Source organism: Luteimonas rhizosphaerae (assembly GCF_002849595.1).
GTDB classification, from domain to species: domain Bacteria; phylum Pseudomonadota; class Gammaproteobacteria; order Xanthomonadales; family Xanthomonadaceae; genus Luteimonas; species Luteimonas cellulosilyticus.
In genome coordinates, this window is the sequence record NZ_NRQR01000026.1 from 421184 (window position 1) to 447400 (window position 26217).

The 26217-nt window shown below is 68.9% G+C and carries 35 protein-coding genes and 1 pseudogene; 24 read left to right on the forward strand and 12 right to left on the reverse strand.

Annotation, left to right across the window (positions count from 1 at the left end; all coding sequences use genetic code 11):
* Window positions 1-384: 384 nt before the first annotated feature.
* From CJ022_RS15245 to CJ022_RS15255, 3 genes are all read left to right on the forward strand, one after another.
* Window positions 385-1062, forward strand: coding sequence for a hypothetical protein (locus CJ022_RS15245; RefSeq protein ID WP_101927457.1), 678 nt, complete (start codon window positions 385-387; stop codon window positions 1060-1062).
* Between the two features lie 200 nt (window positions 1063-1262).
* Window positions 1263-1799, forward strand: coding sequence for a hypothetical protein (locus tag CJ022_RS15250; RefSeq protein ID WP_143704013.1), 537 nt, complete (start codon window positions 1263-1265; stop codon window positions 1797-1799).
* Between the two features lie 133 nt (window positions 1800-1932).
* Window positions 1933-2358 (forward strand): hypothetical protein, encoded by a 426-nt coding sequence (locus CJ022_RS15255; RefSeq protein WP_143704014.1) that lies wholly within the window; start codon window positions 1933-1935, stop codon window positions 2356-2358.
* A gap of 221 nt (window positions 2359-2579) precedes the next feature.
* Here CJ022_RS15255 and CJ022_RS17150 read toward each other — a convergent pair whose 3' ends face one another.
* Complete coding sequence (locus CJ022_RS17150) at window positions 2580-3113, reverse strand: hypothetical protein (RefSeq protein WP_158238440.1); 534 nt, start codon at window positions 3111-3113, stop codon at window positions 2580-2582.
* A 291-nt stretch (window positions 3114-3404) separates the two neighbouring features.
* On the opposite strand from CJ022_RS17150, the gene CJ022_RS15265 reads away from it, so the two are divergent.
* Both CJ022_RS15265 and CJ022_RS15270 read left to right on the forward strand, forming a co-directional pair.
* Window positions 3405-3758, forward strand: coding sequence for an FKBP-type peptidyl-prolyl cis-trans isomerase (locus CJ022_RS15265; RefSeq protein ID WP_101927461.1), 354 nt, complete (start codon window positions 3405-3407; stop codon window positions 3756-3758).
* 118 nt (window positions 3759-3876) lie between these two features.
* Window positions 3877-4541, forward strand: a pseudogene (locus CJ022_RS15270) (DUF899 family protein).
* 128 nt (window positions 4542-4669) lie between these two features.
* Here the strand turns inward: CJ022_RS15270 and CJ022_RS15275 are convergent.
* Complete coding sequence (locus CJ022_RS15275; RefSeq protein WP_101927462.1) at window positions 4670-5608, reverse strand: LysR family transcriptional regulator; 939 nt, start codon at window positions 5606-5608, stop codon at window positions 4670-4672.
* 97 nt (window positions 5609-5705) lie between these two features.
* Here CJ022_RS15275 and CJ022_RS15280 point away from each other — a divergent pair, with 97 nt between their 5' ends.
* From CJ022_RS15280 to CJ022_RS15290, 3 genes are all read left to right on the forward strand, one after another.
* Window positions 5706-6035, forward strand: a complete 330-nt coding sequence (locus CJ022_RS15280; RefSeq protein WP_101927463.1) for a nuclear transport factor 2 family protein — start codon at window positions 5706-5708, stop codon at window positions 6033-6035.
* On the forward strand, window positions 6032-6814 hold the full coding sequence (locus CJ022_RS15285; protein ID WP_101927464.1) for an SDR family oxidoreductase: 783 nt from the start codon (window positions 6032-6034) through the stop codon (window positions 6812-6814). The genes CJ022_RS15280 and CJ022_RS15285 overlap by 4 nt, the downstream gene beginning before the upstream one ends.
* A 411-nt stretch (window positions 6815-7225) precedes the next feature.
* Window positions 7226-7714: a hypothetical protein gene (locus tag CJ022_RS15290; RefSeq protein ID WP_101927465.1), complete on the forward strand. Its 489-nt coding sequence runs from the start codon at window positions 7226-7228 to the stop codon at window positions 7712-7714.
* Between the two features lie 238 nt (window positions 7715-7952).
* On the opposite strand, the gene CJ022_RS15295 is transcribed toward CJ022_RS15290, so the two are convergent.
* Window positions 7953-8141, reverse strand: a complete 189-nt coding sequence (locus tag CJ022_RS15295; RefSeq protein ID WP_143704015.1) for a hypothetical protein — start codon at window positions 8139-8141, stop codon at window positions 7953-7955.
* Between the two features lie 335 nt (window positions 8142-8476).
* On the opposite strand from CJ022_RS15295, the gene CJ022_RS15300 reads away from it, so the two are divergent.
* The gene (locus tag CJ022_RS15300; RefSeq protein ID WP_233198826.1) at window positions 8477-8938 is read left to right on the forward strand and encodes a BON domain-containing protein; all 462 of its coding nucleotides are present in this window, start codon (window positions 8477-8479) and stop codon (window positions 8936-8938) included.
* A gap of 273 nt (window positions 8939-9211) precedes the next feature.
* Here CJ022_RS15300 and CJ022_RS15305 read toward each other — a convergent pair whose 3' ends face one another.
* Both CJ022_RS15305 and CJ022_RS15310 read right to left on the reverse strand, forming a co-directional pair.
* Window positions 9212-10069 (reverse strand): chemotaxis protein CheX, encoded by an 858-nt coding sequence (locus CJ022_RS15305; RefSeq protein WP_101927467.1) that lies wholly within the window; start codon window positions 10067-10069, stop codon window positions 9212-9214.
* Between the two features lie 39 nt (window positions 10070-10108).
* Window positions 10109-10477 (reverse strand): response regulator, encoded by a 369-nt coding sequence (locus CJ022_RS15310; RefSeq protein WP_101927468.1) that lies wholly within the window; start codon window positions 10475-10477, stop codon window positions 10109-10111.
* 552 nt (window positions 10478-11029) lie between these two features.
* Here CJ022_RS15310 and CJ022_RS15315 point away from each other — a divergent pair.
* The 3 genes from CJ022_RS15315 (at window position 11030) to CJ022_RS16955 (ending at window position 13023) form a co-directional block, all read left to right on the forward strand.
* Window positions 11030-11338 (forward strand): hypothetical protein, encoded by a 309-nt coding sequence (locus tag CJ022_RS15315; RefSeq protein WP_101927469.1) that lies wholly within the window; start codon window positions 11030-11032, stop codon window positions 11336-11338.
* Between the two features lie 254 nt (window positions 11339-11592).
* Entirely contained in the window at window positions 11593-12105 is a 513-nt protein-coding gene (locus CJ022_RS15320) for a hypothetical protein (protein ID WP_101927470.1), read from the forward strand.
* Between the two features lie 171 nt (window positions 12106-12276).
* Window positions 12277-13023: a hypothetical protein gene (locus CJ022_RS16955; protein ID WP_143704016.1), complete on the forward strand. Its 747-nt coding sequence runs from the start codon at window positions 12277-12279 to the stop codon at window positions 13021-13023.
* Window positions 13024-13091: 68 nt separating this feature from the next.
* Here the strand turns inward: CJ022_RS16955 and CJ022_RS15330 are convergent, their stop codons facing one another.
* The 3 genes from CJ022_RS15330 to CJ022_RS15340 all read right to left on the reverse strand — a co-directional run bounded on the left by CJ022_RS15330 (window position 13092) and on the right by CJ022_RS15340 (window position 14864).
* A complete protein-coding gene (locus CJ022_RS15330; RefSeq protein ID WP_101927472.1) occupies window positions 13092-13805 on the reverse strand; it encodes a pseudouridine synthase in 714 nt (237 codons plus the stop codon).
* 294 nt (window positions 13806-14099) lie between these two features.
* Entirely contained in the window at window positions 14100-14309 is a 210-nt protein-coding gene (locus CJ022_RS15335; protein WP_100321765.1) for a cold-shock protein, read from the reverse strand.
* A gap of 303 nt (window positions 14310-14612) precedes the next feature.
* A complete protein-coding gene (locus CJ022_RS15340) occupies window positions 14613-14864 on the reverse strand; it encodes a hypothetical protein (protein WP_101927473.1) in 252 nt (83 codons plus the stop codon).
* 142 nt (window positions 14865-15006) lie between these two features.
* Here CJ022_RS15340 and CJ022_RS17155 point away from each other — a divergent pair, with 142 nt between their 5' ends.
* From CJ022_RS17155 to CJ022_RS15370, 7 genes are all read left to right on the forward strand, one after another.
* Window positions 15007-15150, forward strand: coding sequence for a hypothetical protein (locus CJ022_RS17155; RefSeq protein WP_158238441.1), 144 nt, complete (start codon window positions 15007-15009; stop codon window positions 15148-15150).
* A gap of 419 nt (window positions 15151-15569) precedes the next feature.
* Window positions 15570-16577: a sulfite exporter TauE/SafE family protein gene (locus CJ022_RS15345; protein ID WP_101927474.1), complete on the forward strand. Its 1008-nt coding sequence runs from the start codon at window positions 15570-15572 to the stop codon at window positions 16575-16577.
* 138 nt (window positions 16578-16715) lie between these two features.
* Window positions 16716-17180 carry an L-alanine exporter AlaE gene (gene alaE, locus CJ022_RS15350; protein WP_101927475.1) on the forward strand — a complete coding sequence of 155 codons (465 nt, stop codon included), beginning with the start codon at window positions 16716-16718 and terminating at the stop codon, window positions 17178-17180.
* A 112-nt stretch (window positions 17181-17292) separates the two neighbouring features.
* Entirely contained in the window at window positions 17293-17817 is a 525-nt protein-coding gene (locus tag CJ022_RS15355) for a hemerythrin domain-containing protein (RefSeq protein ID WP_101927476.1), read from the forward strand.
* A gap of 185 nt (window positions 17818-18002) precedes the next feature.
* Complete coding sequence (locus CJ022_RS15360; RefSeq protein ID WP_101927477.1) at window positions 18003-18371, forward strand: TraR/DksA family transcriptional regulator; 369 nt, start codon at window positions 18003-18005, stop codon at window positions 18369-18371.
* Between the two features lie 302 nt (window positions 18372-18673).
* Window positions 18674-19342: a hypothetical protein gene (locus CJ022_RS15365; RefSeq protein WP_143704017.1), complete on the forward strand. Its 669-nt coding sequence runs from the start codon at window positions 18674-18676 to the stop codon at window positions 19340-19342.
* 95 nt (window positions 19343-19437) lie between these two features.
* Window positions 19438-19662, forward strand: coding sequence for a hypothetical protein (locus tag CJ022_RS15370; RefSeq protein ID WP_101927479.1), 225 nt, complete (start codon window positions 19438-19440; stop codon window positions 19660-19662).
* Here CJ022_RS15370 and CJ022_RS15375 read toward each other — a convergent pair.
* Window positions 19659-19892: a hypothetical protein gene (locus CJ022_RS15375; protein ID WP_101927480.1), complete on the reverse strand. Its 234-nt coding sequence runs from the start codon at window positions 19890-19892 to the stop codon at window positions 19659-19661. The two genes, CJ022_RS15370 and CJ022_RS15375, sit on opposite strands and share 4 nt — an antisense overlap.
* A gap of 146 nt (window positions 19893-20038) precedes the next feature.
* On the opposite strand from CJ022_RS15375, the gene CJ022_RS15380 reads away from it, so the two are divergent.
* A complete protein-coding gene (locus CJ022_RS15380; protein WP_101927481.1) occupies window positions 20039-20917 on the forward strand; it encodes a polysaccharide deacetylase family protein in 879 nt (292 codons plus the stop codon).
* A gap of 72 nt (window positions 20918-20989) precedes the next feature.
* Here CJ022_RS15380 and CJ022_RS15385 read toward each other — a convergent pair whose 3' ends face one another.
* Window positions 20990-21616, reverse strand: coding sequence for a DNA-3-methyladenine glycosylase (locus CJ022_RS15385; RefSeq protein ID WP_233198827.1), 627 nt, complete (start codon window positions 21614-21616; stop codon window positions 20990-20992).
* A 149-nt stretch (window positions 21617-21765) separates the two neighbouring features.
* Between CJ022_RS15385 and CJ022_RS15390 the strand changes: the two genes are divergently transcribed.
* Window positions 21766-22044, forward strand: a complete 279-nt coding sequence (locus CJ022_RS15390; RefSeq protein WP_143704018.1) for a hypothetical protein — start codon at window positions 21766-21768, stop codon at window positions 22042-22044.
* Window positions 22045-22110: 66 nt separating this feature from the next.
* On the opposite strand, the gene CJ022_RS15395 is transcribed toward CJ022_RS15390, so the two are convergent.
* Window positions 22111-22494: a DUF6165 family protein gene (locus tag CJ022_RS15395; RefSeq protein ID WP_101927484.1), complete on the reverse strand. Its 384-nt coding sequence runs from the start codon at window positions 22492-22494 to the stop codon at window positions 22111-22113.
* Between the two features lie 149 nt (window positions 22495-22643).
* On the opposite strand from CJ022_RS15395, the gene CJ022_RS15400 reads away from it, so the two are divergent.
* Window positions 22644-23819 carry a GAF domain-containing sensor histidine kinase gene (locus CJ022_RS15400; protein WP_101927485.1) on the forward strand — a complete coding sequence of 392 codons (1176 nt, stop codon included), beginning with the start codon at window positions 22644-22646 and terminating at the stop codon, window positions 23817-23819.
* Between the two features lie 70 nt (window positions 23820-23889).
* Window positions 23890-24306, forward strand: a complete 417-nt coding sequence (locus tag CJ022_RS15405; RefSeq protein WP_101927486.1) for a hypothetical protein — start codon at window positions 23890-23892, stop codon at window positions 24304-24306.
* A gap of 14 nt (window positions 24307-24320) precedes the next feature.
* Here the strand turns inward: CJ022_RS15405 and CJ022_RS15410 are convergent, their stop codons facing one another.
* Window positions 24321-24698: a VOC family protein gene (locus CJ022_RS15410; protein WP_101927487.1), complete on the reverse strand. Its 378-nt coding sequence runs from the start codon at window positions 24696-24698 to the stop codon at window positions 24321-24323.
* Between the two features lie 164 nt (window positions 24699-24862).
* Between CJ022_RS15410 and CJ022_RS15415 the strand changes: the two genes are divergently transcribed.
* Entirely contained in the window at window positions 24863-26206 is a 1344-nt protein-coding gene (locus CJ022_RS15415) for a glycoside hydrolase family 2 TIM barrel-domain containing protein (RefSeq protein ID WP_101927488.1), read from the forward strand.
* The last annotated feature ends 11 nt before the right edge of the window (window positions 26207-26217 follow it).

A 26217-nucleotide genomic window follows, 5' to 3' on the forward strand; every position in this document is an offset into this window, starting at 1 on the left:
TCTTCGGCACCTATCGACTGAGGTCGAGGCTTGTCCGTAGCGTCCTTGAGGCATGGCAACCACATACGAGTCGGCGCGGAGGACCGCAATGCGGATCGCGACAATACATTCCGTCCCACCGGAATCCTTGGACGTCCGGATGCTCTACGAGGTGTTCGGCTGGGGCCGAGAGGCCATGGCGGAGTATCTGTACCACGGCGAGATCAATGCACGAATAACGGGGTCAGGTTCACTTCTTGATCCATAGACGTTTGCAGCGAGAAGCCATACCGGTAACGGTGCCAGGTTCACTTATCGCGGCGGCGATTGACGGTTTGAAGCATAAGGAACAAATAACGGGGTCAGGTTCACTTCTTGACTCATAGACGTTTGCAGCGAGAAGCCATGGACAGGGCGCCACTGACGTTCGAATTCCTGGATGCCCAGATCGAGGCAATGCCCGAAGGGCCGGTCGCGGCGCTCAACATGCCGCGTTGGATCCGGCTTTGGACGCTGATCGGTGTGGCGGGCACGGTGCTGGCCCTGTCGCCGTCGTTGCTGATCCAGTGGCTGACGCCGGCGCAGTGGATGGTCGCAATGGCGCAGACAGGCCTCGCGATCATGATCGTCGGCTTCGCGCCCGGCTTCGTCCGCAACCTCCATACGATGTGGCGCGAGTTCCGCCAGCACCGGCGTGGGCTGATCGCGCAGTTCGATCACGACACAGGTGAGTTCCGTGCGCTTGCGACGCGATTGTCCCGCTACCCGCGACAGGAACTGGAAGCGCAGGCACGCGCGGCGCGGATGGGCTACGACAGACTCGGCTCACGGTTGGTCATGATGGTCGGCGGCATCGAGCGCTTGGGATTGGTTCCGTTGTTGCTCTCGCTGTTCGTCGTGCTGCGCAATTGGCGCGACCTGATCGCGCTACCCAGCTGGATCGCCTTCTTCGGCGTGATGGCAGCGATCCTCTGGGTGATCGGCTGGGCAGGCGCCGAGTTCCGGCGACGACTGCAGTACTACGCCTATCTGCTCGATGAGGCGCTCATCATTCAGGGCGAAACGGGCATGCCAGCCGGCTGACAGGGGCTGGTGCGCCTCTTCCGGCTCGTCCTGCTGCGCCGCGCTATTGCGCACTAAGCGCTGGTTCGAGCGCCGGTCCCTGCGTCAGTAGATGCACCCGTCCTGGCATAGCGGATCTCTTGGGTTGCATGTACAACATTGGGCGCTGCGCCCCTCAGCACGACCGCTGCGGAAAGCCCACATGGGAGATGGATCGCCTGATGAAGCGTCTGCACAAGGGACGGCTGTACGGGTTCTACTTCGCGATCGCGCTGATCGTGTACGCGTTGCTCGGCGACGTGCTCAACGATCTGTTCATTCCTGGACGACGCGGGCGTGGGCTGCACCTCCACTACGAGGCGATACCGCCCGCGGTCCTGGCGATCGTACTGCTGGCCAGCAAGTTGCTGGTCGACACCTTCAGCCCGATCCCCTACGAGCGCTGGGTGCAAAGAGGGCTTACGGTCGCGGCCGTCCTCGCGTTCGGGTGGTCCCTGTATCTGGTCGGCAATCCCACCGGGCGCCGGGCGGCATCGCTCGAAGGCTGCCATGCGACATTCGCCCGGCTCGCCTCGGTGGTGGACGACGCGTCGTGGCAGGACATGATGCGCGAGCGCAGCGCAGCATGCGTGCGGGAGCCCGTCCTGGACACCTATCATCGATGCGTCGTCGCAGCCGAGCAGCCGCAGGACATCAATCGATGTGGGCCCTACGCGCAACATCTGTTCGAACGCGAAAATTCGACACCGAGCAGATAACGGCTCCAGGTTCAGTGCTGTGAAAACAGGAGTCAGAGTGCAGTTTCACTTCAGGGACACAAAAGGCAAGGCGCCGGTCTCTGTCGTCTAAGTGTCAGCCGAATGAGCGAGCTTATGATTATTGGACGTGGCGATGAAATTTTCTTTCTTCAAGCAAGCTCGAATAGATTTGGCTGGCAGGGCTGTCGGAAACGTCGCTCCATTCGATGAGCTGAGATCGCATCTGTTCGAGATCGGCGGTGTGCTCATGGACCGCGATGAAACCAGCGCGCGCTTCGCGCTCAACTTGGGCTGGTCCATCAACGTTGCGTTCGAACGGTATGGGCAAGATTTTACGATCTCGCTGTTCGATCACGGTACCCGAACCGACTACGCGATCTGGATCCTGATGGAGGTCTTTGAAGTGCTGCGTGGCAAGCAGTACGGTCCGCCCACGATCGAGAATCAGGTCGAGTTCTTGAAGAACGAGGGCACGCTGCTGTTTGGCGATCCGGGCTTCTACGCCTCCGCATACCGCGAACGCCTCATGGTGCCTCCGCCACGCAGTTCGCGGGGATGACGAAGCGTGCTCGTCGCGAGCCGAATGCCGTTGCCAGGGGCACTTCCGAGGTAGCGCCGGCGACGACAGGGGACCAAGGGAATTGATCTGGCGCCGACTGCAAGTGACGGTGCCAGGTTCGGCCAGATTCACTTCGTCGATTTGCTGGCGTCTGCAGCTGGCTGGGCCGCCTTGCGCTGCCCCTGGGTAAACCCAGGGGTAGCGGGCTTCAAAGAATCAGGTCACTGGATAACGACAGGGACGTCCCCGCCGCCACCGCCACCACCACCGCCACCGCCGCCACCACCGCCACCGCCACCGCTGGCAGGAACGCCGGTGACATGGATCGTGGTGGTTCCGGGCAGGGGATAGGCGTGCCCGACCCCGGCGAGGTCTCCCGCATACGCTGCGAGAATGAACTCGTAGGATGCGCCCGGCACGATCCAGTTGGGCACCGAATGATGCCTGTTGCCTGGCCACTCACACTGGTGGACGTGCCAGTACTGCTCGCCGCTCGTGCGCACGTAGATGCATGCGAGCGGGAACATCGCGCCACCATGGAACCAGTCCCACTCCCACGTGAGCGTCACGCTGCCCAGGCCGGTGGTGGGTGATGCGACGGAAATCGTCCTGTCGGCTGAAAGCTGCCCGATCGGTATTCCGCAATTGACGTAGCAGTACGGTGCCGACGGCTTCCACGCATTCGCCTCGTTGGGCGTGCCGAGGCCAGCGCCCAGCAGAAGTGCCGACGCGCCGATCAGTGCCTTGATTTTCATCCCTAACTCTCCGTAGTTGTTGAAAGTCCATGTAATCCCGCGAGCCCTGCCCGCGCTCGGAGTAGGCCATACGAGGGAGGTGAACAAAAGGTGAATAATCAGGGTTTGTGATGCGTGCACGGATTTGCGCCATCGGCCCTGCCGACGGCGTTACGCGGGTGGGATTCACCCACGGCACCACCCTCGTTCGGACGTGCGGATCGACTCGCCGCTCGGAGCGCATCGGCGTGCCTGACCTCGGCCCGCCCGCTAGACTGCGCGCCCGTTTCCGCATTCGACCAGGATCCCGCCATGCCCCTCACCACCACCCCGTCCGGCCTGCAGTACGAAGACACCGTCGTCGGCACCGGCGCAGAAGCGCAGCCCGGCCGCAACGTGACCGTGCACTACACCGGCTGGCTGTACGAGAACGGCGTGCAGGGCGCGAAGTTCGATTCCAGCAAGGATCGCGACGAGCCTTTCATCTTTCCGCTGGGCGGCGGCATGGTCATCAAGGGCTGGGATGAAGGCGTGCAGGGCATGAAGGAAGGCGGCCAGCGCACGCTGATCATCCCGGCGAATCTCGGGTATGGCGCACGCGGTGCCGGTGGCGTCATTCCGCCCAATGCCACGCTGAAGTTCGACGTGGAACTGCTGGGCGCCTGAGTCCCGCGACGCACGCAGCGCTTCACGCCAACTGATCGCGGGCGGACTTAGGGTCGACCTCCGCGCCCACCGGCACCCGCCGCGCCCGGCGCATCCACCGGCATCGGAGGACACGGCCATGGCATCCGGACACACGCTCACCCCCGCGGCGGAACTCGTCGGGCAACCCGCGAAGCGCTTCCCCAACGAGAGCGATGCGTACCGCAAGGCACGCAATGCGCTGCTGGTCGAGGAGATCGAACTGCGGCGCCACCTGTCGCGCGTCGCGGAACAGCGGCGCGCGTTGCCGCCGGGTGGCGAGGTCACGCGCGACTACCGCTTCACCGGCGCGAACGGCGAGGTGGGACTTGCGGAGCTGTTCGGGCGGCACGACACGCTGATCGTCTACAGCATGATGTACGGGCCGCAGCGCAAGCAGGGCTGCCCGATGTGCACATCGCAGGTCGCTTCGTGGGAGCCGGAGGTACGACACCTGCAGCAGCGCGTCGCGATCGCGGTGGTCGGACCGACATGCCGCTGTATGCGGACGACAGCGGCGACTTCACCGCGGACTTCGTCGGCGAGCGCGACGCGGACATGCCGGCCTACACCGTGTTCTCGCGTCGCGACGGCACGCTGCGGCATTTCTATAGCGCCGAGGGCGGCGCGCATCTCGCCGACCCCGGCCAGGATCCGCACAACGCGCCGGACATGAATCCGCTCTGGATCCTGCTCGACACCACGCCGGAAGGCCGCGGCACGGACTGGTATCCGCGGCTGGATGACGTTCCGCGTCGCGACTGACGTCCGCTCGCAGCGGGGCGCAGCGTCGCCGGCAGCGCGCGTGCAGGATCGTCTGCCGGTTGCAGGGCCGGCGCGCGGATGCTGGACGTCGGGAAGCGCGGCAATCCGCGCTTGCCGGGCGATCTGCTTCAGGTCGCCGCGACACCCACCGCGCCTGCCTGGTCGACCTCGAGATCGCGATCCAGCAGGCAGTCGATGAAGGCGCGCAGGGCAGGGCGCATGTGGCGCCGGTTGGCGTAGTAGAGGTACAGGCCCGGCACCGTCGGCGACCAGTCGGCGAGCACGCGCTGGAGCCGGCCGTCCTGCAGCGCCGCCGCGACGCCGTCGTCGTGGTAGGTGTAGAGGATGCCGAGGCCGGCGACGGCGGCGGCTGAAATGATGCTCTGGTGGTTCGCGATCACCGGGCCTTCGCCATAGAACTCGACCCGCTTGCCAGCCTTCATGAACTCCCAGCCGGCGATCCTGCCGCTGCCGGGAAACCGGAAGTTGATGCAGGCGTGGCGCGCCAGGTCGGACGGGGCGGCGGGTTCGCCGTGACGGGCCAGGTATTCGGGGCTTGCGACGGCCATCAGCTGCACGTCGGGCGTCAGCCGGACCGCGACGACATCCTTCTCCAGTCGACCGCCCACGCGGATGCCGGCGTCGAAGCCTTCGGCGGCGATGTCGCTGAGCCCGTCGCTGATGACGATGTCAAGCACGACATCCGGGTGCGCCCGGCCGAAACGCCCGAGCCGCGGCGCGATGAGCGTCTCGGCCGCCATGCTGAAAGTGTTGATGCGCAGGGTGCCGGCAGCACGTGCGTTCGATCCCATGGCTTCGGCCACCGCCTCGTCCATGTCGCGCAGCATCGGCGCGATGCGCGTGTGCAGGCGCCGGCCGGCTTCGGTCGGCGACACGCTGCGCGTCGTGCGGTTGAGCAGTCGCACCCGGAGGCGTTCTTCCAGCTGGCGGATGATCTGGCTCAGGGCCGAGCGGGACAGCCCGAGGTGATCGGCGGCCCGGGCGAAGCTGGACCGGTCGACGACGGCCGCGAAGGCCCGGAGTTCAGCGAATTCGGACCCGCGCATTGTGCACCGTTTTCGACATAAGCTGATTCGATAATAGGCGATTCACAGCACGATTCACGCAGCGCAGCATGACCGCTCCAACCGACAGGAGCGCGTCATGCACACCCTCGATCTCCCCGAACCGATTGCCGCCTATTTCGACGCCGACCGTCTGGACGGCCAGGCCTTGGCCCGCTGTTTCAACGACGACGGCGTGGTCCTGGACGAGGGCCATACCCAGCGCGGCCCCGCGCAGATCGCGGACTGGAAGACGGCGATGGACACGAAGTACGGCGCCACCGCCCGGCCGCACACCGTGGCGCAGGACGGTCGCGCGTATGTCGTGACCTGCAACGTGTCCGGTGCATTCCCGGGCAGTCCGGTCGACCTGCGCTACACCTTCACCCTGGCCCGCGGCCGGATCGCCTCGCTGGAGATCGCGCCATGACCTTCGATCTCCGACTCTCGGGCACACGCGTCCTGGTCACGGGCGGCACGCGGGGCGTGGGCGCCGCGGTCTCCGCACTGCTGGCCAGCCTGGGCGCCCGCGTCGTGGCGACGGCGCGGTCCATCCCCGACGAGACTGTGGACGGCGTTCGCTACCTCGCGGTCGATCTCGCCACGCCCGAAGGCGCCGCGCGCGCGGTGGACGAGACGCGCACTCATCTCGGCGGTGTGGATGCCCTGGTCAATGTGGTCGGCGGATCTTCGGCGCCCGCGGGCGGCTTCGCGAAGCTCGACGACGCGGAATGGGCCAGGGCGCTCGATCTCAATCTGATGGCGGCCGTGCGCACCGATCGTGCGGTGCTGCCGGAGATGCTCGAGCGTGGCGCGGGCGTGATCGTGCACGTGACCTCGATTCAGCACCGCTTGCCGCTGCACGATTCCACCATCGCCTACGCCGCGGCGAAGGCCGCGCTGTCGACCTACAGCAAGGCGCTGTCGAAAGAGGTGACGCCGCAGGGTGTGCGCGTGCTCCGCGTCTCGCCGGGCTGGGTGGAGACCGAGGCGACGACCGACTTCCTCGGCACCATCGCCGCGAACGCGCACACCGATCTCGCGGGCGCACGGCAGCAGGTGATGGATGCGCTGGGCGGCATTCCGCTCGGCCGGCCGGCGATGCCCGCGGAGGTGGCCGATCTCATCGCCTTTCTGATCTCGCCCCGCGCGGCGGCGATGTCGGGCAGTGAGGTCACGATTGATGGTGGGACGGTGCCGACGGCCTGACGTGCACGGAGACTGCCGCAGCGGAGGGCTGCGGCAACCCGGTCGGTGTGCGCTCCGCAGCGCGCCCGATGCCCGAGGCGGAACACGTGCCGACGGGCCACGTGTTCGCCAGGAAGGCCCGAGCGTTTCCCCGGCAGGTGTCTGGCGCGGACACGCGGTAGCGTTCCAGGTTCTTCCCCGAGCTCGGTGACCGTTTGCGCGGGATCAGGCCACGGGCAAGGCACGACTGGCATCGGGGCGCCTTGAATCTGTGCTGCGCCCGGGCCCTGCGTCGGGGTGCGATCGACCGGCGCCACGAGGTGGAGGGCGATCGTCACCCGGCACAACGACCGTCTCTGCTTCGATGCAGCCCCCGGCGGGTCACCGTGGTGCGGTGACCCGCCATTCGCCTCGATACAGGAGCTGGTCCCCATGCAGATTCGCGGCCTCATCCCTTCTGCCCTGATTGGCGCGGTGGCAAGCGCGCGCTCCATGACCCCCATGGCCACCCTCGCGGCGGCGCGCGTGACCGGCCGGCAAACGGACGGACACCTCGTGCTGCTGGATCGCCCGCTGTTCAAGTACGGCGCGATGGCGATGGGCGTGGGGGAGCTGCTGGGCGACAAGATGAAGACGGCCCCGGATCGCACGGTGTTCCTGGGCCTGCTGGCGCGCGTAATGAGCGCTGGGATCGCCGGCGCGGCCCTGGCGCCCAGAGGGCGCGAGCGGGCCGGCGCAGCGGTCGCGGTGGCCGTCGCGGTGCCGCTGGCCTACCTGACGCTCGCGGGCCGCAAGCGCGCCATGGCACGGCTCGGGCAGACCCGCAGCGGCCTGATCGAAGACGCGCTGGTGGCCGCCGGCGGCACGGCGGTCGTGGCGCTGTCCACGCGGGCCCGGGCGCGTTCGACGGACACGCGCTGACGCTGGCCCTGGCGGTCGAAGGTGCCTGGTGGTCAGAGCGTCGGGTCGAGTGGGGACTGCCTGTTCCGGGGTTGGCACCGAACACGATCGCGTTCTACGCCGCAACGAGGTGCCTGTCCGCGCCGGTCGCTGTGGATGGCGCACACGATGCGCGGCGTTTGGATGACGGTTCGATCGCTGTTCCCGTAGTCGCGTCCCGTGCGTGCAAACGGATGCCGGCGCGCGCCGCCGGCTTCACTCACGACCCGAGCGTGGCCAAGGCGACGAGTCGCATCACGACGATGACGACGACCCCCAGTGCCAGCCAGTGCAGCGGCTTGCGTGCGCCGGGTCTTCCGCGCAGGTAGACCAGGCCGAAGATGAGCGCCAGCAGCGGTACGGCGCAGATCAGGGCCCAGGCCGGATCGATCGAGTGCAAGACGTTCAAGGGCAGAGCCTCCTGTGTGCGGGGTTTTGTCCTGGCGCTGCGGCCCGGTGCGACGAAGTACAGCAGGCGATGTCGTGAACGCGATGCCAAGCATTCCGACGGTTTCCGGAATCGCCGGATGGATGTAGCTGCGGACGGATGCGACGCCCTTGCACTGTGCAGGCCTGCATCGTTCGCAGGAGCAGGGCGTCACTGTGCGCGTCCTGCAGGGCGGGACGCCATCATCTGCCGTTGGCATTGATGAACGCTCCAATGCAGTGGCAGCCCGGTCTCTCACGCGCCGTACGCATCGTGCGCACCACACTCCGGCCACACATCAACCGCTGGAGACCCACATGAAGCTCAATATCGCCCGCATTCCCCTGGCCATCGCCCTGACCTCTGCGCTGGCGTTCTCCGTCGGTTGCGCGAATGACAACGCCGCCGACGACGCTGCGATGACCAATGACCCGGCCGTCACCGCGCCGCCCGCCGACACCTCGGCCGACATGACGCCTGCCACCGACACGCCGACCACCGGCGCGATGGATGCGAGCGCAGGCCCGGGCGACGGCCGCGATTCCGACCAGCCGGTCGACGACACCTGGATCACCACCAAGGTGAAGTCCTCGCTGCTCGCCGATACCGATGTCGCCGGTCTGGACATCAACGTCGACACGCTCAATGGCGTCGTGACGCTGTCGGGCCAGGTGGACGAAGACACGCAGATTGCCGAAGCCGTCCGCATCACCCGTGAGATCGAAGGCGTCACCGACGTCGTGACCACCGGCCTCACGATGGCGCCCGCCGCCAACTGATGCACCGGCCACACGCCGGGCCGACACCGGTCCGGCGCGTGTGCCAGGCAGACGTAAACGCATGCCGCAGACCTCCGGGTCTGCGGCATTTTGTTGTGTGGGGTAATCAGCGCGGACGCATCGATGCGAGCGTTGCGCTATGACATCGCGTCGAACTGCAGCTGGCGTAGTCGGGCGGGCGATGCGTACGTCGCTGCTGACACATCGATTCTCGCGATGCGTTGCGGCCTCTTTGCGTGCGGTGCGAACGCGCGTCGCGCGTCCCAAGCCGGCTCAGGCCGGCCGATCCACCAGCAGTACGAATGCGCCGAGCTGCGAGCCCATGCCGATCGCCAGGCTGCGTTCGCGGTCGGCGGCCAGGGTCGCGGCCGGTACCGAGGCGTCCGGCGGCAGGGCGCGATACGAGGCGTCTTCGTCGGCCAGCGCGTCGCGGACCAGATAGCCCATCAGCACGTTGACCATTTCGCCCAGCGCGTCCAGCGCGAGGGCGTCGTCGCATTCGTCCGGCGTGATGCCGAGCAGGGCGCAGGCCAGCGCGCGTGCGGCGGCCATGTCGCTGGCCAGGCCGATGCCGAAGGGATGGTCGCCTTCGACGCGCACGTGCGCGACGCAGGGCCATTCCTCCAGGTCGTCCGGGCCCAGCACTTCGGCCGGCAGGCACTGGCTGCCGAGCATGCGCGGGAACAGCCGCGCGCACAGGTCGATCGCGCTGTTGGCGAGGCCGCCGAGCGCATGGCTGGCGACTGCGGTCTCGAGCGCGTGGCGGGCCTGCTCCTGGTCGGCGCGGTGCAGGGCGATCTCCGCGTCTAGCCGCTTCGCATCCAGCGCGCCCTGTTCCAGCAGCACCTGGCCGAGCAGCTTGCGCCCGGCCTTCTGCGCTTCGAGCAGGGCATCCAGCCGGTCCTGGTCCAGCGCGCCCATCTCCAGCGCGATGTCGCCGAAGCGGCGGTCTTCCACGCGCTGGCGCTGCTGGATGCGCTTGGCCTGGGCGGCGTCGAGCCAGCCCTTGCGCATGGCGAGTTCGCCCAGCAGCGGATTGGACGCGCGTTGCGCCTCGATTGCCGCCAATAACTGCGGCGCGGTAATGACGCCGCGCTCCAGCAGGAACTGGCCCAGGAATTTCGCTGCCATCGTGTGCCCTCTACAAGGAAAATTCGGACGGGTCGCCGGTCAGGCGAGCACCTGCTGGAGCACGCGTTCCATCGCGTCGGGATCGATGGGTTTCTGCAGATAGGAGCGGGCCCCCAGGCGCAGGCACTGCTCGATGTCGCTCTGCGCCCCCAGCGAGCTGAGGATCACCACGCGCGCCTGCGGATCCAGTTCGAGGATGCGGGCCAGCGCGCGGCGGCCGTCGCACTCGGGCATCACCAGATCCAGCAGCACCAGGTCCGGGCGCAGCGCCTGGTACTGGCTGACGGCTTCCAGGCCGTTGCCGGCTTCGCCCACCACGTCGAACCCGGCGGCGTCCAACTGCCCGGCCGCGAGCATGCGCAGGGCACGCGAGTCGTCGCACAGCAGCACGGTCGGTCGTGCGGTCATCGGTGTCTCCTGGTCGAAGTGAGGGCGCCTTTCTGCCCTATCGGCCGGCGTGCGGCGTTCTTTAGGCCTTGCAGAGGACGTGGCGAGCCGGCGCGGCGGTCCCGGCAGTGCGTGGCGGTGGGCATGGCACCCGACCCGTCCGAGGCGGTGTCGGAGACGGCGTTCAATCCATAGCGCCGACCGGCATGCCGCTCCGCCGGGAGTTCCGCTGCCGCCTCGACGATCACCTGCCGACGCTCTGTGCGCCGTCGACGACGCTGGAGGTCCACGGGAGCATCACGGGCTGCGGTCCAATACGACCCGGATGAAGCTCGAAGTGGCGCAGCAGTAGCGGACGCGCGGACCGGTTCTATGCCGCCTGATCACGACGGGGACAGAATCGAATCTGCACGCCGGGCAGCCTTTGCCGGCAAGACTGGACCGGTCACGGCAGCGTTTGCGTGTTCCGGCGGCGAATCAGGATTTCACGCGAGGTTCGACGCGATCGCGGATCGATTGCGGTGGCATGCGGTCACCTATACTCGCGCCTCCTTCCACCCGCGGTGACGCACCATGATCGATCCCATCCCGCTGGAAGACCTGGCCCTCCTCGACGTGCTGCAGCAGGTCAGCCAGGACAGTGCGGCGACGCGCTTCGAGGCCGAGATCAAGAAGCGACTGCTCGAAAGCGCGCTGATCGAAGAGGGCGAGGACGGGGTCACCCTGACCCACGCCGGTGTGGCGCTGTGCAAGTCGCTGCAGCACCGGGTGGCGGCGGACAAGCTGGCCGCGGAAATCCTCGAGAAGCGCGAGAGCGCGGGCGACACCCTGCCACCGTTGCCGGGTGAGCGCCCTCCGGTGGCACCGCCAACGGTCGACTGAGGCATCGCCAGCGGCTGCGTCGTTCCGGGTGTGCCCCATCCGGAGTGGACGCGCCCGAGCGTGGAGGCGATCCGCGCGCTGCGCCGTCGCCCCGAAGACACAATCCGCCGGATGGCGACCCCGTTGGATCGCAGCAGAGCCCGGGCGCGACCTGCGCGCAGATGCGCTGTTGGTTTCGGTGGCCGCTCCTGTCCGGCGACCACGTTCTTCCGCACGACGCGCCACCGGGCTCTAGGCGCTGGAGAACTGCGCCGATGTTCGTTCCGGTCTGGCTGGTGCTGAGTGCGGTCATCGTATTCGTCGCAATCGCGGCGTGGAGCTGGCTGCTGGCGCACGGCCGCAACCCGCTGCCGTTTCCCGATGGCGGCTCGCGGATCTTCGCGGCGGCGTCGCCCGAGGCGCGTGCGGCGGTCGTCGACGTGCTGGCGCGTCACGGGTTGCGGGAGCGGATGCGCGTGGATACCGACAGCGTGCAGCGTTCGATCCTGTTCGACGGCACGATCATCAACGCGTCCTCGCCCGAGGTGATGCGCCGGGTGCGGGGCGCGACGTCCGCGATCGGCCTGGTCTCGGACGATCCCGCGGCGCGCGCGGCCGATGCGGCATCGCTGCTGCGCACGCGTGGATTCAGCGCCGAGCTGGTGGCGCACGTCGAGCCGGGCATGCCGATCGTGTTCCTGCTGACGGATGCCTTGCCCGGCACCGCACTCAACTTCCGCCCGCATGTGCTCCGCATGCCACGTCCGGGCGTGGCGCAGACACGCTGATACGGGCACGCCAGGTCGAGGCGGATCCATCGATGTCGCCGTCGCCGGGCTGTGTCGATCCGCCGTCTCGGCGCAGCACACGACCCGCCCGCACGGGGCGACTGGCACCGATGCGGACGGGGGGCGTACCCTGCGTCGACGTCATCTGCACGGACTGCAGTGGAGCCGGCCATGCATGCGCGATCCCTCGTCCTGTCTGTCCTCGCGGCCGCGCTCCTCGGCGCGCTGGTCTGGGTCGCGGTCGTCGGGCGCGATGACGGTCGCCAAGCGGTCGCCTCCGAAGAAAGCCCGGCTCCAGTTGCGGATGACGAGGGGCCGGGCACCATCGCGTCGACGCAGCGCGCGCCGTCCGCATTAGCCGCTGATGCGACGTCCGCACCGGGCGCGGCATCGGCTGCAGCGCCTGGTGTTCGAGGCCGCGATCCGGTCGAGATGCCTGGCGCAGGCGAGACGGGTGTGCTGCCGCGCGCGCCTGCGACCACCCTGCCTGCCGCCGGCCCGAGGCCGTTGTCGACCGAGGGCGAACGCCGCATCGCCGACACGATCGCCTACACGCGCGTGCACGACATTGAGTTCGACGACATGCAGACGCTGCTGGAGCACGATGCCCGCGATGCCGTGTCGGCGGACGCGATCGAAGGGCGGATCGTGGAACACATGCGTGTGCACGGCGCGCGCTACAGCGGGCTGGAGATCGCGCCACCGCGTTGCACGGACACGCTGTGCAGCCTCAACGCGACCGCGCTGCCGGGACTGACGACCGATGCGGCGCACGCCGATGCCCAGGCCCTGTTCCGCGGGATGTATGCCGAACCGTGGTTCCGCGAGTCGCTGGGCGACCCCACGCTGATGGTGACCATCCGCGACGGCGCCGTGGTCTATGTCAGTACGTTTCTGCGCGAGCCGCCCGGCGGCTGACGCTGCGATCCCGGATCGGCGTGCCGCCAGCGTCGTCCCGCCGCAAGGCGCGAGCGGCGTGCGGCAAGTCAGAACCCGGCCTGGCCCGGCAACATGGCGCGCAGTTCGGCGTCGGTAAGGTTGCGCCACTGTCCGGGCTTGAGATGCGCCAGCTTGACCGGGCCGATCCGCACGCGGACCAGCTGCTTCACGCGCAGGTTGAAGTGCGCGGCCATCAGGCGGATCTGCCGGTTGAGGCCCTGCACCAGGGTGATGCGGAAGCCGTGCTTGCCGAGCGGGCTGGTGCGGCAGGGCAACGTCATCTGCCCGTGCACCGGCACGCCGCGCGCCATGCCACGCAGGATCTCCTGGGTCACCGCGTGGTTCACAGTGACGAGGTATTCCTTCTCCAGCTTGTTCTCGGCGCGCAGGATCGCGTTGACGATGTCGCCGTTGCTGGTCAGCAGGATCAGGCCTTCGGAATCCTTGTCGAGGCGGCCGATCGGGAAGATGCGTTCGCGATGGTCGACGAAGTCGACGATGTTGCCCTTGACCGAAGTCTCGGTGGCGCAGGGGATGCTCGGTGGCTTGTGCAGCGCGATGTAGACGTGGCGACGCTTGCCGGGCGCCGCGCTGCGCGTCTGCAGCGTCTGGCCGTCGACCATGACGGTGTCGCCTTCGCCGACTTCCGAACCCACGCGCCCGCGGATCCCGTTGACCGTGACCCGGCCCTCGCCGATGAGGCGGTCGGCTTCGCGCCGCGAGCAGAAGCCGGTGTCGCTGATGTGCTTGTTGAGCCGCATGGTCGAGAACGTGGGCGCCGGGGATCGCGAAAGGCGGGAAGTCTGGCAGATCGCGCCGGCGGGGTCATCGCGCGCGCCATGGCGTTTCTGGGTTTCGCGACCGTCGATGCAGAGCGACGTTCCTGCAGGAGCGGGCTTGCGCGCGACCGGATCCGCGCGAAGGCCCCATCGCGCGCCAGCGCGCTCCTACATGGGCGCGCGCGCTCGGCAGCGGCGCGGATCGCGCGCAACAAAAAACCCCGGACGTTGCCGCCCGGGGTTTTCGAGTACCGCTTGCGCGGTGCAGGTCGAGAATTACTCGGCCTGGACTTCTTCAGCCTGCAGGCCCTTCTGGCCCTGCGCGACCTTGAAGGAGACCTTCTGGCCTTCCTGGAGCGACTTGAAGCCGCTGCCCTGGATCGAACGGAAATGGACGAACAGGTCGTCGCCGCTCTGCGGGGTGATGAAGCCGAAGCCCTTGGCGTCGTTGAACCACTTGACGGTACCGGTTTGACGATCAGACATGGTGTTACTCCTTGGATCAGTTGAGGGTGCACGGCCCGCGGAAAACGCGGTGCCGGACTGTATCGAGCAAGGGGTAACGCGAAGCGATGGAGCGGATCGTCTGGAGAGGCCGTTGCCGGCCCTGGAACCTGTGATCAACCGCATCGGAGCCACGATGTACCGTGATCCCGCTTTGAACAGTGGGGGCACCATACCGCACTTCGGGCTCCGGCTGTGAAATTCACGACGGTCGCCGTTAATCCGCCGGCACCCATGACCCCCGCCGCGCGACGTCACCGCCGTGCCGCAGGTCGCGGCGACGCCTCATCGCTCGGGTTCGATGCGCGCGTCGAGCCGGTCCGACGGGACCATGTAGCCGGCGGCTTCGACCGCATCGCGGACCTGCAGCAGCGCGTTGCCCAGCGTGTCGAGGTCGTCGGCATCGGCAGCGCCGACGATCTCGATGCAGCGCCCGTTGAACCACGTCCAGAACTGGCGGAAGGTCTTGCCCTGCCAGTGTTCGTGGCGGATGCCCTGGTAGAGCTCGCCGACGGCGATGGTCAGGTGATCGCGCATGGCACGGGTTCCGGGAGCGTGGAGCGGGCCGCGATTGTCGCCCAGGCGTGCCGCGGTGGTGGCGCGCCACCTCCACGGACGCTTGATCGGGCAGGGTGCAGGCTGGGACCACCTCGGCGCACCGCCGACAGGGAGACGCCCCATGGGTACGCCGCAGACGCCGGACAGCATCAAGAAATCCCAGCAGGACAAGACCCCGCCACCGAAGCCGGAAGACGAGCCGAACCGCAAGCTTTCGAACGACGAGGAAGGCGATCGGGCAGAGGAGCGCCAGGGCGGGCATTGACCGGAGGGGCATGACGGCCCGGCAATCACTGCAGGAGCGGTGAAGGCCTGGCCGTACTCGCGTTCGCTGCGCTCGCTTCATCCCGGCCGGCAAACGACGGCTTGCCGTCTGCACGCCGCGACGGTCACGCAGGCTGGCGTGAGGACCGGTCGCGTGACCGAGAGCAGACATCGTGGAGTCGCGATGTCGCGTCCGACCGATGCGGCGCCCTCGGTGCCTGTGCGGTCGACATGCGGGCGTCCCGGGCGATCGATGATCCCCTCGAGCCGCTTGCTCTGGCCGGCTCCCTGCCGGTGGGGCCAGCGACTGCCCGCACGGCCCCCGCGCGGTCGCAGTCGCGCGTCGCGCAACGAACCGCTTCCCCGATCCGCCAGCGATCGGGACAATCCACGGCAACGTTCCCTGCCGTCTGGAAGCCGATGCCACGTCCCCGCGTTCCGTCCGTGCCGCGCCGCCTGGTCTTCCCGCTGTGGCTGTGCGTGGCCGGCGCGACCCTGCTCGCGCTGTTCAACCTCTACAGCAGCCTGCCGTTCCTGGCGGCGCACTGGTATTACCCCGCGACGATGGTCGTCGGGGCATTCGTTGCGGGCTCGACGCCGGAAGGGGGCGGCGCCGTCGCGTTCCCGGTGCTCAACATCTTCCTCAGCGTCGACCGCGTTCTCGCCCGCGATTTCAGCCTGATGGTGCAGTCGATCGGCATGACCAGCGCCAGCATCCTGATCCTGTCGCGCAAGGAGTCGAAACTCGCGGACTTCAGGCCGCTGCTGTGGTGGGTGCCGGTGGCGTTCGTCGGCTTCATCGTCGGCATGGCGACCCTGCAGGGCGCGCGCGTGCCGGTGATCCAGGCGTTGTTCCTGAGCCTGATCGCGGCGTTCGCGGTGGTCTATCTGCGCAGTCCGCATCGGGGCTTCGCCGATGCGATCCAGGGTGCGACGCGCCGGGACCATCTCGTCACGAGCGGCGTGCTGTTCATGGGCGGCCTGTGCGCGAGCCTGTTCGGCACCGGCGCCGACATCCTGCTCTACACCCTGCTGGTCACGCGTTTCGCGCTGAAGGAAAAGCGCGCGACGGAAATGAGCATCGTGCTGATGGCGAGCCTCAGCGTCCTGGGCTACGCCTGGCGCGGACTGGTGCAGGGCGAGCTGACCGCGTTCCAGATCCAGACGTGGCTGTGCGCCGCACCGGTCGTGCTCGTGATGGCGCCGCTCGGCAGCGCGGTCCTGCGCCGCATTCCACACGAATGGATGCTGCGGGCGATCGTCGTGCTCAACATCGGGCAGCTCGCTTATTTCAACCTGGTCCGGCCGACCTGGGAAAAGACGCTGTGGTCGCTCGCATTGACCGCGCTGCTGCTGTTGCTCTTCGGCTGGGTCATGGGTCTGGTGGGCAAGCACCGCAACAGGCTGCTCGCGGCGGCGTCGCGCTGATCCCGTCGCCGCCGCACGGCGGCACGCGGGTGTGGCGCCGGAGGAAACGACAGCGGCCGGACATGCCCCACGCGCGGTTCGCCCGGCGCGCACCGGTGCCGCGCTTGTGCTTCGCTGGCGCACCCCAACGTGGGTGGGATGACCGAGCCAGATCCCACGCCGCGCCACCGCGTCCGCGCCTTCGTCGCCGACACCACGGCGCTGGTGCTGTTCTTCACCGTGACCGGTGCGTTGAACGAGCGCTTCGTGTCCGGCATGGGCTGGGACGAGGTGCTGCAGGCGCGGTTGCTCGGCGCGGCGCTGATGATCCCGGTCGCGCGTCCCTACGGCATGTGGCGCGACTGGCTGATGCAGCGCGCAGCGCCGACGCGGGTCTCGCGCATCGTCTGGGACAGCATCGCGCTGGTGACCTTCCAGGTGCCGATCTACGCCGCGATCATCGCGATCAGCGGCGCATCGGGCCGTGGCCTCGTGCTGGGCATTCTCGGTGCGACGGCGATCATGCTGGTCTCCGGTCGGCCCTACGGGGCGTTCCTCAACTGGATCCGCCGCCTGTTCGGTCTGCCGCCCGGCGGCGGAAAGCCGATGAGCCTGCAGGAATGATCGGCAGGAGTCGGCGGCGGCGCCTGGCATCGGCTGTCGTCGTGTCGGGTTTCACGCTGCGTCCGGCGACGATGGCGTCCAGTGGGCATCCTCGATCCATGTGGAGCCCGTCATGCGCGACATCCTCAAGACCCTCAAGAGCGAACACGCCGAGTTGAAGTCGCTATTCGACGAGATCAACGCCACGACCGACCGCGCCGAGAAGAGGCGCAACGAATTGCTGGCGAAGATCGAGGCCGCGTTGATTCCGCATGCGAAGTGGGAAGAGCTGGTGTTCTACCCCGCCTTCGCCGAGCGCGCCTCCCACGACGAGCTTCTGCAGCACGCCGAAGCGATCCAGGAGCACCGTGCGGTCGAGCTGACCGTGCTGCCCGACCTGCATGCCTCGTCCAAGACCAGCCGCCAGTTCGCCGGGTCGGTCAAGGTGCTGGCGGAGTTCATCACGCACCACGCGAAGGAAGAAGAGCGGGAGATGTTCGCATCGGCGCGCAAGCTGTTCACCGCCGCCGAGCGCGCGGACCTGGACGTGCAGTACGAGGAATGGAAAGCCTCGCCGGCCGCGTCGGCGCTGACCTTTCATGCCAAGGCCAAGACCGCGCTGAAGTCCATCGTGCGCAATCCCAAGGCGCCTGGCTGATCGCGCCGGGCGTCGCGGATGCAGCGCCGTCCGGGACAAGCGCGGCATGCAGCGCGTCTAGGCGATACGCGTCACGCGCCGCGGCGGGTTCCCGGCGCGGCCTGCCGTCAATCCGCGGCGTATTCACGTGATGCCATCACGGGGTGGCCTACGGTCGTCGGCACTCTGTCTCGACCGGAACCGTCATGGCCCACGACACCTCCCCCCTGCCCGCCGGCTACATCGCGGCGCAGAAAGCCCGCCTGCTCGACCTGCTCGAGGAACTGGGCAGTGACGACCGCGCATCCGCGGCCGAGGAAGCCGAGCTGCAGGCCGATTCGCTTGACGAGCCGCAGGGCTCGGGCGACGACGCGCAGAAGACCAACCTGCGCGACAACAACGCCGCGCTGATCGAACACAATGCGGCGCGCCTGACTGCAGTGAAGCGCGCGCTGCAGAAGATCGAGGACGGCACCTACGGATTGTCCGACCGCAGCGGCGATCCGATCCCGAAAGCGCGGCTGGACGTGTTGCCGGAAAGCCTGTGGACGGTGGAGGAAGACGCGTCCGAGTGATCGGATGGCGTTGAGCCGCGGGTGTGCCGGACGCTGCCCGCCGACGCGCGCGTCGTGTGCGGGCCATTCGCCGTGGCGAAGGTCTCACGCGCCGAAGCATTTTCGACATGCTGTGCCACGCGGCACGCGCATCGCGTGCGGTCGCGAGATTCGGCCGCTGCAGGAACGCGCTCGCACGCGCACGCCATCGTCCTGTCGCGCTGGCCCCTCGTCATTGAAGGCGCGACCGGCGATTGCGCGCTACGCTCCGGGCACACGGACGACGGAACAGGTACATGCGGACGCGAGTCGCTGGTCTCATCGTGGTGGGCGCGCTCGGGTTGGGCGCGCTGGGCTGGTGGCTGCAGCGTCCGGTGCAGGAGGCAGGCGCTTCCGAAGCCACCGGCAACGTCGTGTCGCAACGCGACGCCAGCGCATCGCGGCATTCGGTGCCGGGTCCCAAGGCCGGCACGTCATCGCCCGTCACGGCCGCGGACACGCCGCCTTCCGGCAATGCGGCCGCAGACAGCCGGACGGATCCCGTGGCGTCCGGGAATCGAGCGCCGCGTCGCGCTGCGCCCGGCTCGACGCAGCCCGCGCCACTGTCGATCGAGAGCGAAGCTCGCGTCGCGGCCCTGGTGGCGCAGGTGCGGCGCGATGCCCCGGTGGTGGACGACACGCTGGCGCTCTGGGAAACCGAAGCGCGCGATCCCGTCTGGTCGGAGGCCATGGAGCGCCGCTTCGAGGAGGTCATCCGGTCTTCGGACGCCCTGGGTGGACTCGAGATCAGCACGCCACGCTGTACCGCCACCGTCTGCGTGATCAACGCGACGCAGGGCGCGGGCACGACACAGAACTGCCAGCGCCTGATGCAGGTCCTCCACGCTGCCCCGGGGATGGCGGACGCGTTCGTCGACCAGCGCACCAGCGTCGGCTACTTCGACGGCATCGCCGCCTGCGTGTCCACGTTCCTGCGTCCCATGCCGGCGTGAAATCCACGCGGCATGCCGCGCGCGTGTGCGTCGCGATCTCAGCATCTGCGACATCCGGCAAGGACACTTCGCGGCCACGGGACGGAGGCGATGCGATGGGTGTGCTGGCAACGGTGGAAGCGGCGATCCTGTCGCTGCATGCGACGGGTGCGCGCCCGCGACGCGTGCGGGTGCCTGAAACCGATGCATCCGAATTGCGACAGTCGCTGTTGCGGACCCGGCGCGGGCGGGTGGACGTGGATCCACCGCTGCACATCCTCGGCATCCCGTATGTCATCGAGGGCACCGAGCTGGTGGTTGAATCGGCCGGGACGGGTTAGTCCGGCTGAGGCAGCACGCACTCGTCCGGCACACCGTGCTTGGTGGCCAGCGCATGCAGTTGCCGGTTGATGTCGCTGCGCTCGTCGGTCTGCGCGCGTTCGCGCAGCACGACGGCCACGTTCGCGAGGGCGGCGATCTTCTTCAGCCGGTCCTGCTCGGAGGTGCCGTAGCGGTGCAGACTCGTGTCGAGGTCGTGCAGGATGGCGCTTGTGTCGTCGCTGATGGTCATCGGGGCGTCCTGTTCGATGCCCGCACTTTAAGTGCGGCGCGTGCAGGATTTGTCTGCACCGGCGCGATCCGTGCGAATCGTGGCATCGTCTGGCACGCGAGGGTCGCAGCGCATCGCCGTGGTCCTGTCATCGGAGCAATGCCGCCATGTTCGCGAATCCGGTCCCGAACCTCGTGCCCTGGGTGCTGGCCCATGTTGTCGCGTTGATGCTTGCCGCGCCGGCTGCGCACGCGGCCGGCGCGCCGGCCTTCGCCTGGCCCGAGGGGCAGCGTGCGGCAGTCAGCCTGGCGTACGACGATGCGCTCGACTCGCAACTCGACACCGCGATCCCGGCGTTGGACCGGCACGGCCTGAAGGCCAGCTTCTACCTGACGCTGTCGGCCGACAGCGTGCAGCGCCGGCTGGCGGACTGGCGCGCGGTCGCGCGCAGCGGCCACGAACTCGCCAATCACAGCCTGTTCCACCAGTGCGCGGGCTCGAAGCCCGACCGCGCGTGGGTGACGCCGCAACGCGATCTGGATGCGACGACGGTCGCGCAGATGCAGGAGCAGATCGCGCTCGCCGACGCGATGCTGCAGGCCATCGACGGCCTGCAGCAGGCGCGCACGTTCACCGTGCCCTGCGGCGATCGACGTGCGCGCGACGGCGACTACGTCGACGGGCTGGGTGCGCGCTTCGTCGGCATCAAGGTCGGCGGCGAGGCAGTGGTGCGCGACATGGCCACGCTCGATCCGCTGGCGGTGCCCGTGGCCGCACCGGTCGACATGACGGGCGAGGCGCTGATCGCGCTGGTCGACGCGGCCGCGCGTCGCGGCACGATGGTCAACCTCACGTTCCACGGTATCGGCGGCGATCACCTGGCGGTGTCGACCGAGGCGCATGCGCAGCTGCTGGCGCATCTGGCGGCGCATCCGGACCTGTTCTGGGTCGACACGTTCGCGGCGCAGATGCGCTGGGTGCGTGCGCAGCGGCAGGTGGGTGGCGATATGCCACCGGTGGCGGGGGCGCAGACGCCTGGCGATTGAGGCTTGAGACGGGGCGCTGCGGTGTATCAGGCGGCTTGTGCCGCGCCGGGGCCCGCTCGGGCGTCTGCGACGTCAGCGCGGCAGCGGACGCACGCGACGTGGAGAGACATGGCGGTTGCCGTCGACGTGCCAGCGCCAGGGCAGATCGACCGCTTTGGAGATGCCGACGCGTGGGCCGACCACCGGCCGCGCCGGCGGGGGCATGCCGTCCGACACGATGCGGATGCCGCGGTCGCCGCCGACCAGATCGGCGCCATCGAACGCCCGGTCGATACCCATCGCCTGCGCGAGTCGGCCGGGACCGCTGGCGAGATCGACATCGCGCTTCGCCTTCGTGCGCGCCGCCCGCATCCGCTCGAGTCCGGCCACCGGTTCGAGCGCGCGCAACAGCACGCCCGCGCCGTCGTCGACCTCGCCGCAGACCGCGTTCGCGGCCCAGTGCATGCCGTAGCTGAAATACACGTAGAGATGGCCGCCGTCGCCGAACATCGTCGCGTTGCGCGCAGTGCGCCCGCGGAAGGTATGGGCCGCGGGGTCCTCGCGGCCGGCATAGGCCTCGACCTCGACGATCCGCCCGACACGCCCGTCGTCGCGCACCAGCAGCTTGTGCAGCAGCTCGGGGGCGACCTCCGCCGGATGGCGACGGTAGAAGGCACGCGGCAGGGCGACGTGGCGGGATGGCGGGGGCAGCTCGTTCACGGGGTCTCGGACGTGGCGTGCACGCGCAGCGCGGCACGGGCGCCCAGCCTGCCGCAGCAGGCGTGAGCGTCGCGCCGCCAGCGCATGCGGACGCCGCACGGCGACGGCTTCACCGCATCGTGGCGCGACGGGCGGGACAGTCGACCGCGATGCCATCGACCACGCTCTATCTCGTCCACCTCAACACCGCGTCCGTGCCCGACGCCAGCGTGTCGGCCGATCTGCGCCCACTCGCGCCCGGGTGGTATCTCGCCGCCTCGACGCAGACCCGTTCGCAGCTGTATCACGCGCTGAAGCGGCGCTTCCGCCCCGGACGTCTGCTGGTGGCGCCGCTCGCCGACGATCCGAAATTCATGGGCATGGACGCCGGCGCACTCGCCTGGCTGCGTGCGCGACGCGACACGCAGCCAGGCGGACCGTCCGGCTGACGCCACGGCGTTGCGCGACGGCATGTCCGCCAGCGGCGACGCAGGCCTCGCGCGGAACCGCTGCGGTTACTTGTACTGCTTCTCTTCGACGAACTGCGAGCCGGCCAGCCGGTTGATGTCGTTCTTCAGGCCGACCCGTTCGCCGTTGTGGCGGCTGACGTCGCGCGCGAGCTGCACGAAGGTCTCGTCGAAGGTCTGTGCGGCTTCGCGTGCGCGCAGCGCGTCCTGCACGTCCCACATGCGTTCGTTGACCGCCTTCAAACGGACCTTGAGCGCAGCGATATCGGGATGCGCGTCGGCCAGCGGCCGCCACAACGGCGTCAGCCCGTCGAGTTCGACGCGGACGTTGTCGCGCTTGGCCGCGTCGGCGATGCGTTCCGACTTGATCTCCAGGATGGTGATCTTGTCGGCCAGCTCGCCGATGGAAACCGGCGCCATGATCGTGCCCATGGGTAAACCTCGGTGCGATGTGCGGAAGGCCGCCATGGTAGACCGCCGGCGCTGAAGCGCCGGCGCCACGCTGGTTGCCGGCGGGTCGGGGCGTGGACGCCGTCTCGGAGCCGGCATGGCAGAATCGCGGGCCGCTTCCGGAGTCCGCGATGCACGAGCCCGCCGCCAAGCTGTCCCCGCACGCGGAAGCGCGTCGCCTCGCGTCGCTGCGTGCCTACGGCATCCTCGACACGCCCGAAGAGGCGGTGTTCGACGACATCACGCGGATCGCGTCGGCGGTCTGCCAGACGCCGATTTCGGTGGTCAACCTGATCGACGCGCACCGGCAGTGGTTCAAGTCCGAAGTGGGCCTGGGCGTACGCGAAACGCCACTCGAGACGTCGATCTGCGCGCACGCGATCCTCGAGGAGGACTACCTCGAAGTCGCCGATACCACGCTGGATCCCCGCTTCGCATACAACCCGCTGGTCACCGGCGAGCCCGGCCTGCGTTTCTATGCCGGCGCGCTGCTGAAGACGCCCGACGGCCTGCCGATCGGCACCGTGTGCGTGCTCGACACCGTGCCGCGCGCGCTGACGCCCGAGCAGATCGCCACGCTGCAGGCGCTGGCGCGCCAGGTCATGGCGCAGCTGGAACTGCGCAAGATGCTGGCGACCGCGCACGACATCAACGTGCACCGGGCCCGGGTGCTCGCGACCGCGGGCCACGACCTCAAGGGGCCGCTGCGCACGGCTCTGTACGCGATCAGCCGTGCGCGGGCGACCGCGAGCGGCGAGCAGGACGCGCGACTGGAGAGCGCGGAACAGGAACTCGGCGTCATCCACCAGAAGTTCGGCGAGCTGATCGCCGCGGCGACCGGCAAGGCCGGCGTGTCGCTGCCACAGTTGGGCCCCGTCGAGATCGGCCCGGTGCTCGAGAGCGTGCGGCGCCACTGGCAGCGCGCGGCGCAGCGCAAGCGCATCACGCTCGATGTCGACGCCGCCGCCTGCAGCGCGCGCGCGAATGCCGCGCTGCTCGAGACCCTGCTCGGCAACCTGGCCTCGAACGCGATCAAGTACACGCCCGAGGACGGTCGCGTGGTACTGGCCTGCCAAGCGGCCGGTGCCGGCGTGCGCATCACCGTGACCGATACCGGCATCGGCATGGACGAGTCGCTGGTGGGCGGTTACTTCACCGCGTTCCGCCAGGCGCAGGCGGGCTCCGAAGGCCTCGGCATCGGCCTGTGGATCGTGCAGCAGACGGCCGATGCGCTGGAGGCGACGGTCGAGGTCCACTCCGCGCTGGGCGCCGGCACCCGCGTGGAGATCGTGCTGCCGCCTGCGTGACGCACGCGCCGCCTGGCCGGATGCGCGCCGTTCCTGCGTCCGTCGAGGTGGTCTGATCCGGAGCCCGTCGATGTCGCCTTCCGCCGTTGCCGCGCACCCGGTCCGGCGCGCCTGCCGCACGGCACTCGCCCTGGCGCTGGGCTTCGTCGCGGTCGTGCTGGTGAACCTGGCCGGCGCGTGGCTGGCGTCGGCCCTGGGACTGGCCGACGGCGGGCACCGGCGACTGGCGTGGGATCTCGCGATCGTCTGTCTCGCCGGCGTCGCCGGTGCGTGGGTCGTCGTGCGGCGCGCACCGCGCGCGCCCCGCGGCCACGCGCTCGCCTTCTTCGTGCTCGCGCTGGCTCTCGACACGATCGCGGTCGTGCAGCTGGGACACGGGATGCCGCTGTGGTTCAGCGCCGGCGTCCTGCTGACACTGCCGCTGCAGGTCTGGCTGGGGCTGCGGCTGGCGCTGCGTGGCCGCGCCGACGCCGCGACTTCGGCCTGAGACGGGGCGTCGCGCTACAGCGTCTGCACGAGCGCGAGGATGTTGCCCTCGCTGTCCTTGAACCAGGCGGCCTTTGCGCCGCCGCCGACGAAGACGCCGTCCTCGACCGTGCCGCCCGGCATCTCGATCCGTTCGAACACGACGCCGCGCGCTTCCAGGTCAGCCTTCTCGCGGCGGATGTCGCCGACCTCCCAGAACGCCTGGCTCGCCTGCGAGGTTCCGGCATGCGGCGTGGGATAGAGGAAGCACGCGGTACCGCCGGCGAAGCGGTAGGTCACGCCGCCGCCCGTGGTCTCGCCGGGCGTGAAGCCGAGCACCTCTTCGTAGAAGCGGCGGGCGCGGGCGACGTCGCGCGCCGGCAGATAGCTGTAGAGCGGATGCTGCTGGAGCATGGCGCACCTGTGCGGATCGCATGGCAGGCCATCACACGCCTGCCGCGGTGAAGCCTGCGTGGCATGCATCGCGGCGGCGCGCGTCGAGCGCCGTGGCATCATCGCCGGTCGCCACCGTGCGCTGTCGCGGAGGCGGTCACCGTCGAAACTGCAGGAGAACCGCCATGCGCCATCGCGCCTTGTTGCTCGTCGCCGTGCTGTGGAGCGCAGCGTGCGTCGCGTCCGCCGCGCCGCCCACCGGCCCGTCCGAGGTGCGCATCGTCGAGACGCCGGAAGGCTATCGCCTGACCGTCGATGGCGACCCGTTCTACGTCAAGGGGGCGGGCCTGCAGGCCGGCGACCAGGAAGCCCTCGCCGCGCGCGGGGCCAATGCACTGCGCACTTGGCACACGGGCGACGACCACGCGGCCGTCGTCGCGATGCTCGACCGCGCGCAGCGCAACGGCCTGCGGGTCGCGATGGGTCTCGACGTCGGCAAGGAACGCCACGGCTTCGATTACGACGACCGCGCCGCGGTCGCCGCGCAGCTGGCGCGCCTGCGTGCGCAGGCGGCGCTCTACAAGGACCACCCGGCGGTGCTGATGTGGGTGGTCGGCAACGAACTCAATCTCGAATACCGCAACCCCAGGGTGTGGGACGCGGTCGAGGACATCACGACGATGCTGCACGCCATCGATCCGCACCATCCGGTGATGACGCCGCTGGCCGGCTTCGATGCCGCCGTGGTGCGCGAGATCAAGGCGCGCGCGCCGTCGCTCGATCTGCTCGGCATCCAGATGTACGGCGACCTCGGCACGCTGCCGGTGAAATTGCGTGCCGCCGACTGGACGGGTCCCTACCTCGTCACCGAGTGGGGCCCGACCGGCCACTGGGAAAGCCCGGAGACCGCGTGGGGCGCGCAGATCGAAGACGACGCCTCGCGCAAGGCGGCGCTGCTGGCCGAGCGCTACACCGGCGTCATCGAGGCCGATCGCCGGCAGGGGCTGGGCTCGTTCGTGTTCCTGTGGGGACAGAAGCAGGAGCGCACGCCGACCTGGTACGGATTGTTCCTGTCGTCGGGCGAGTCGACGCCGGGCGTCGACGCCATGCAGCGGCTGTGGACCGGCGCCTGGCCCGCGAACCGCGCGCCGTCGATCACGCCGATCCAGCTCGACGGCCGCGCCGCCGTCGACAGCGTGACCCTCGCCCCCGGCGGGCGCCACTCGGCGCGCGTGCGCGCCAGCGATCCCGATGGCGATGCGCTGGCCTATCGCTGGCGCGTGCGCGAGGAAAGCACGGCGACGTCGATCGGCGGCGATCCGGAAACCGTGCCGCCCGAAGTCCCGGTGCAGGCTGACGCCGGTGACGATGGCACGCTGGCGTTCGATGCGCCGGCCACGCCGGGCCACTACCGCCTGTTCGTCGAGGTCCGCGACGGTCACGACCATGCGGCATACGCGAATTTTCCGTTCCGCGTCGCGGCCGACCGCGCCGTCGAGAGCGAGGGCGACACGCCGGCAGCGCCCTGACGTCGCGGGGC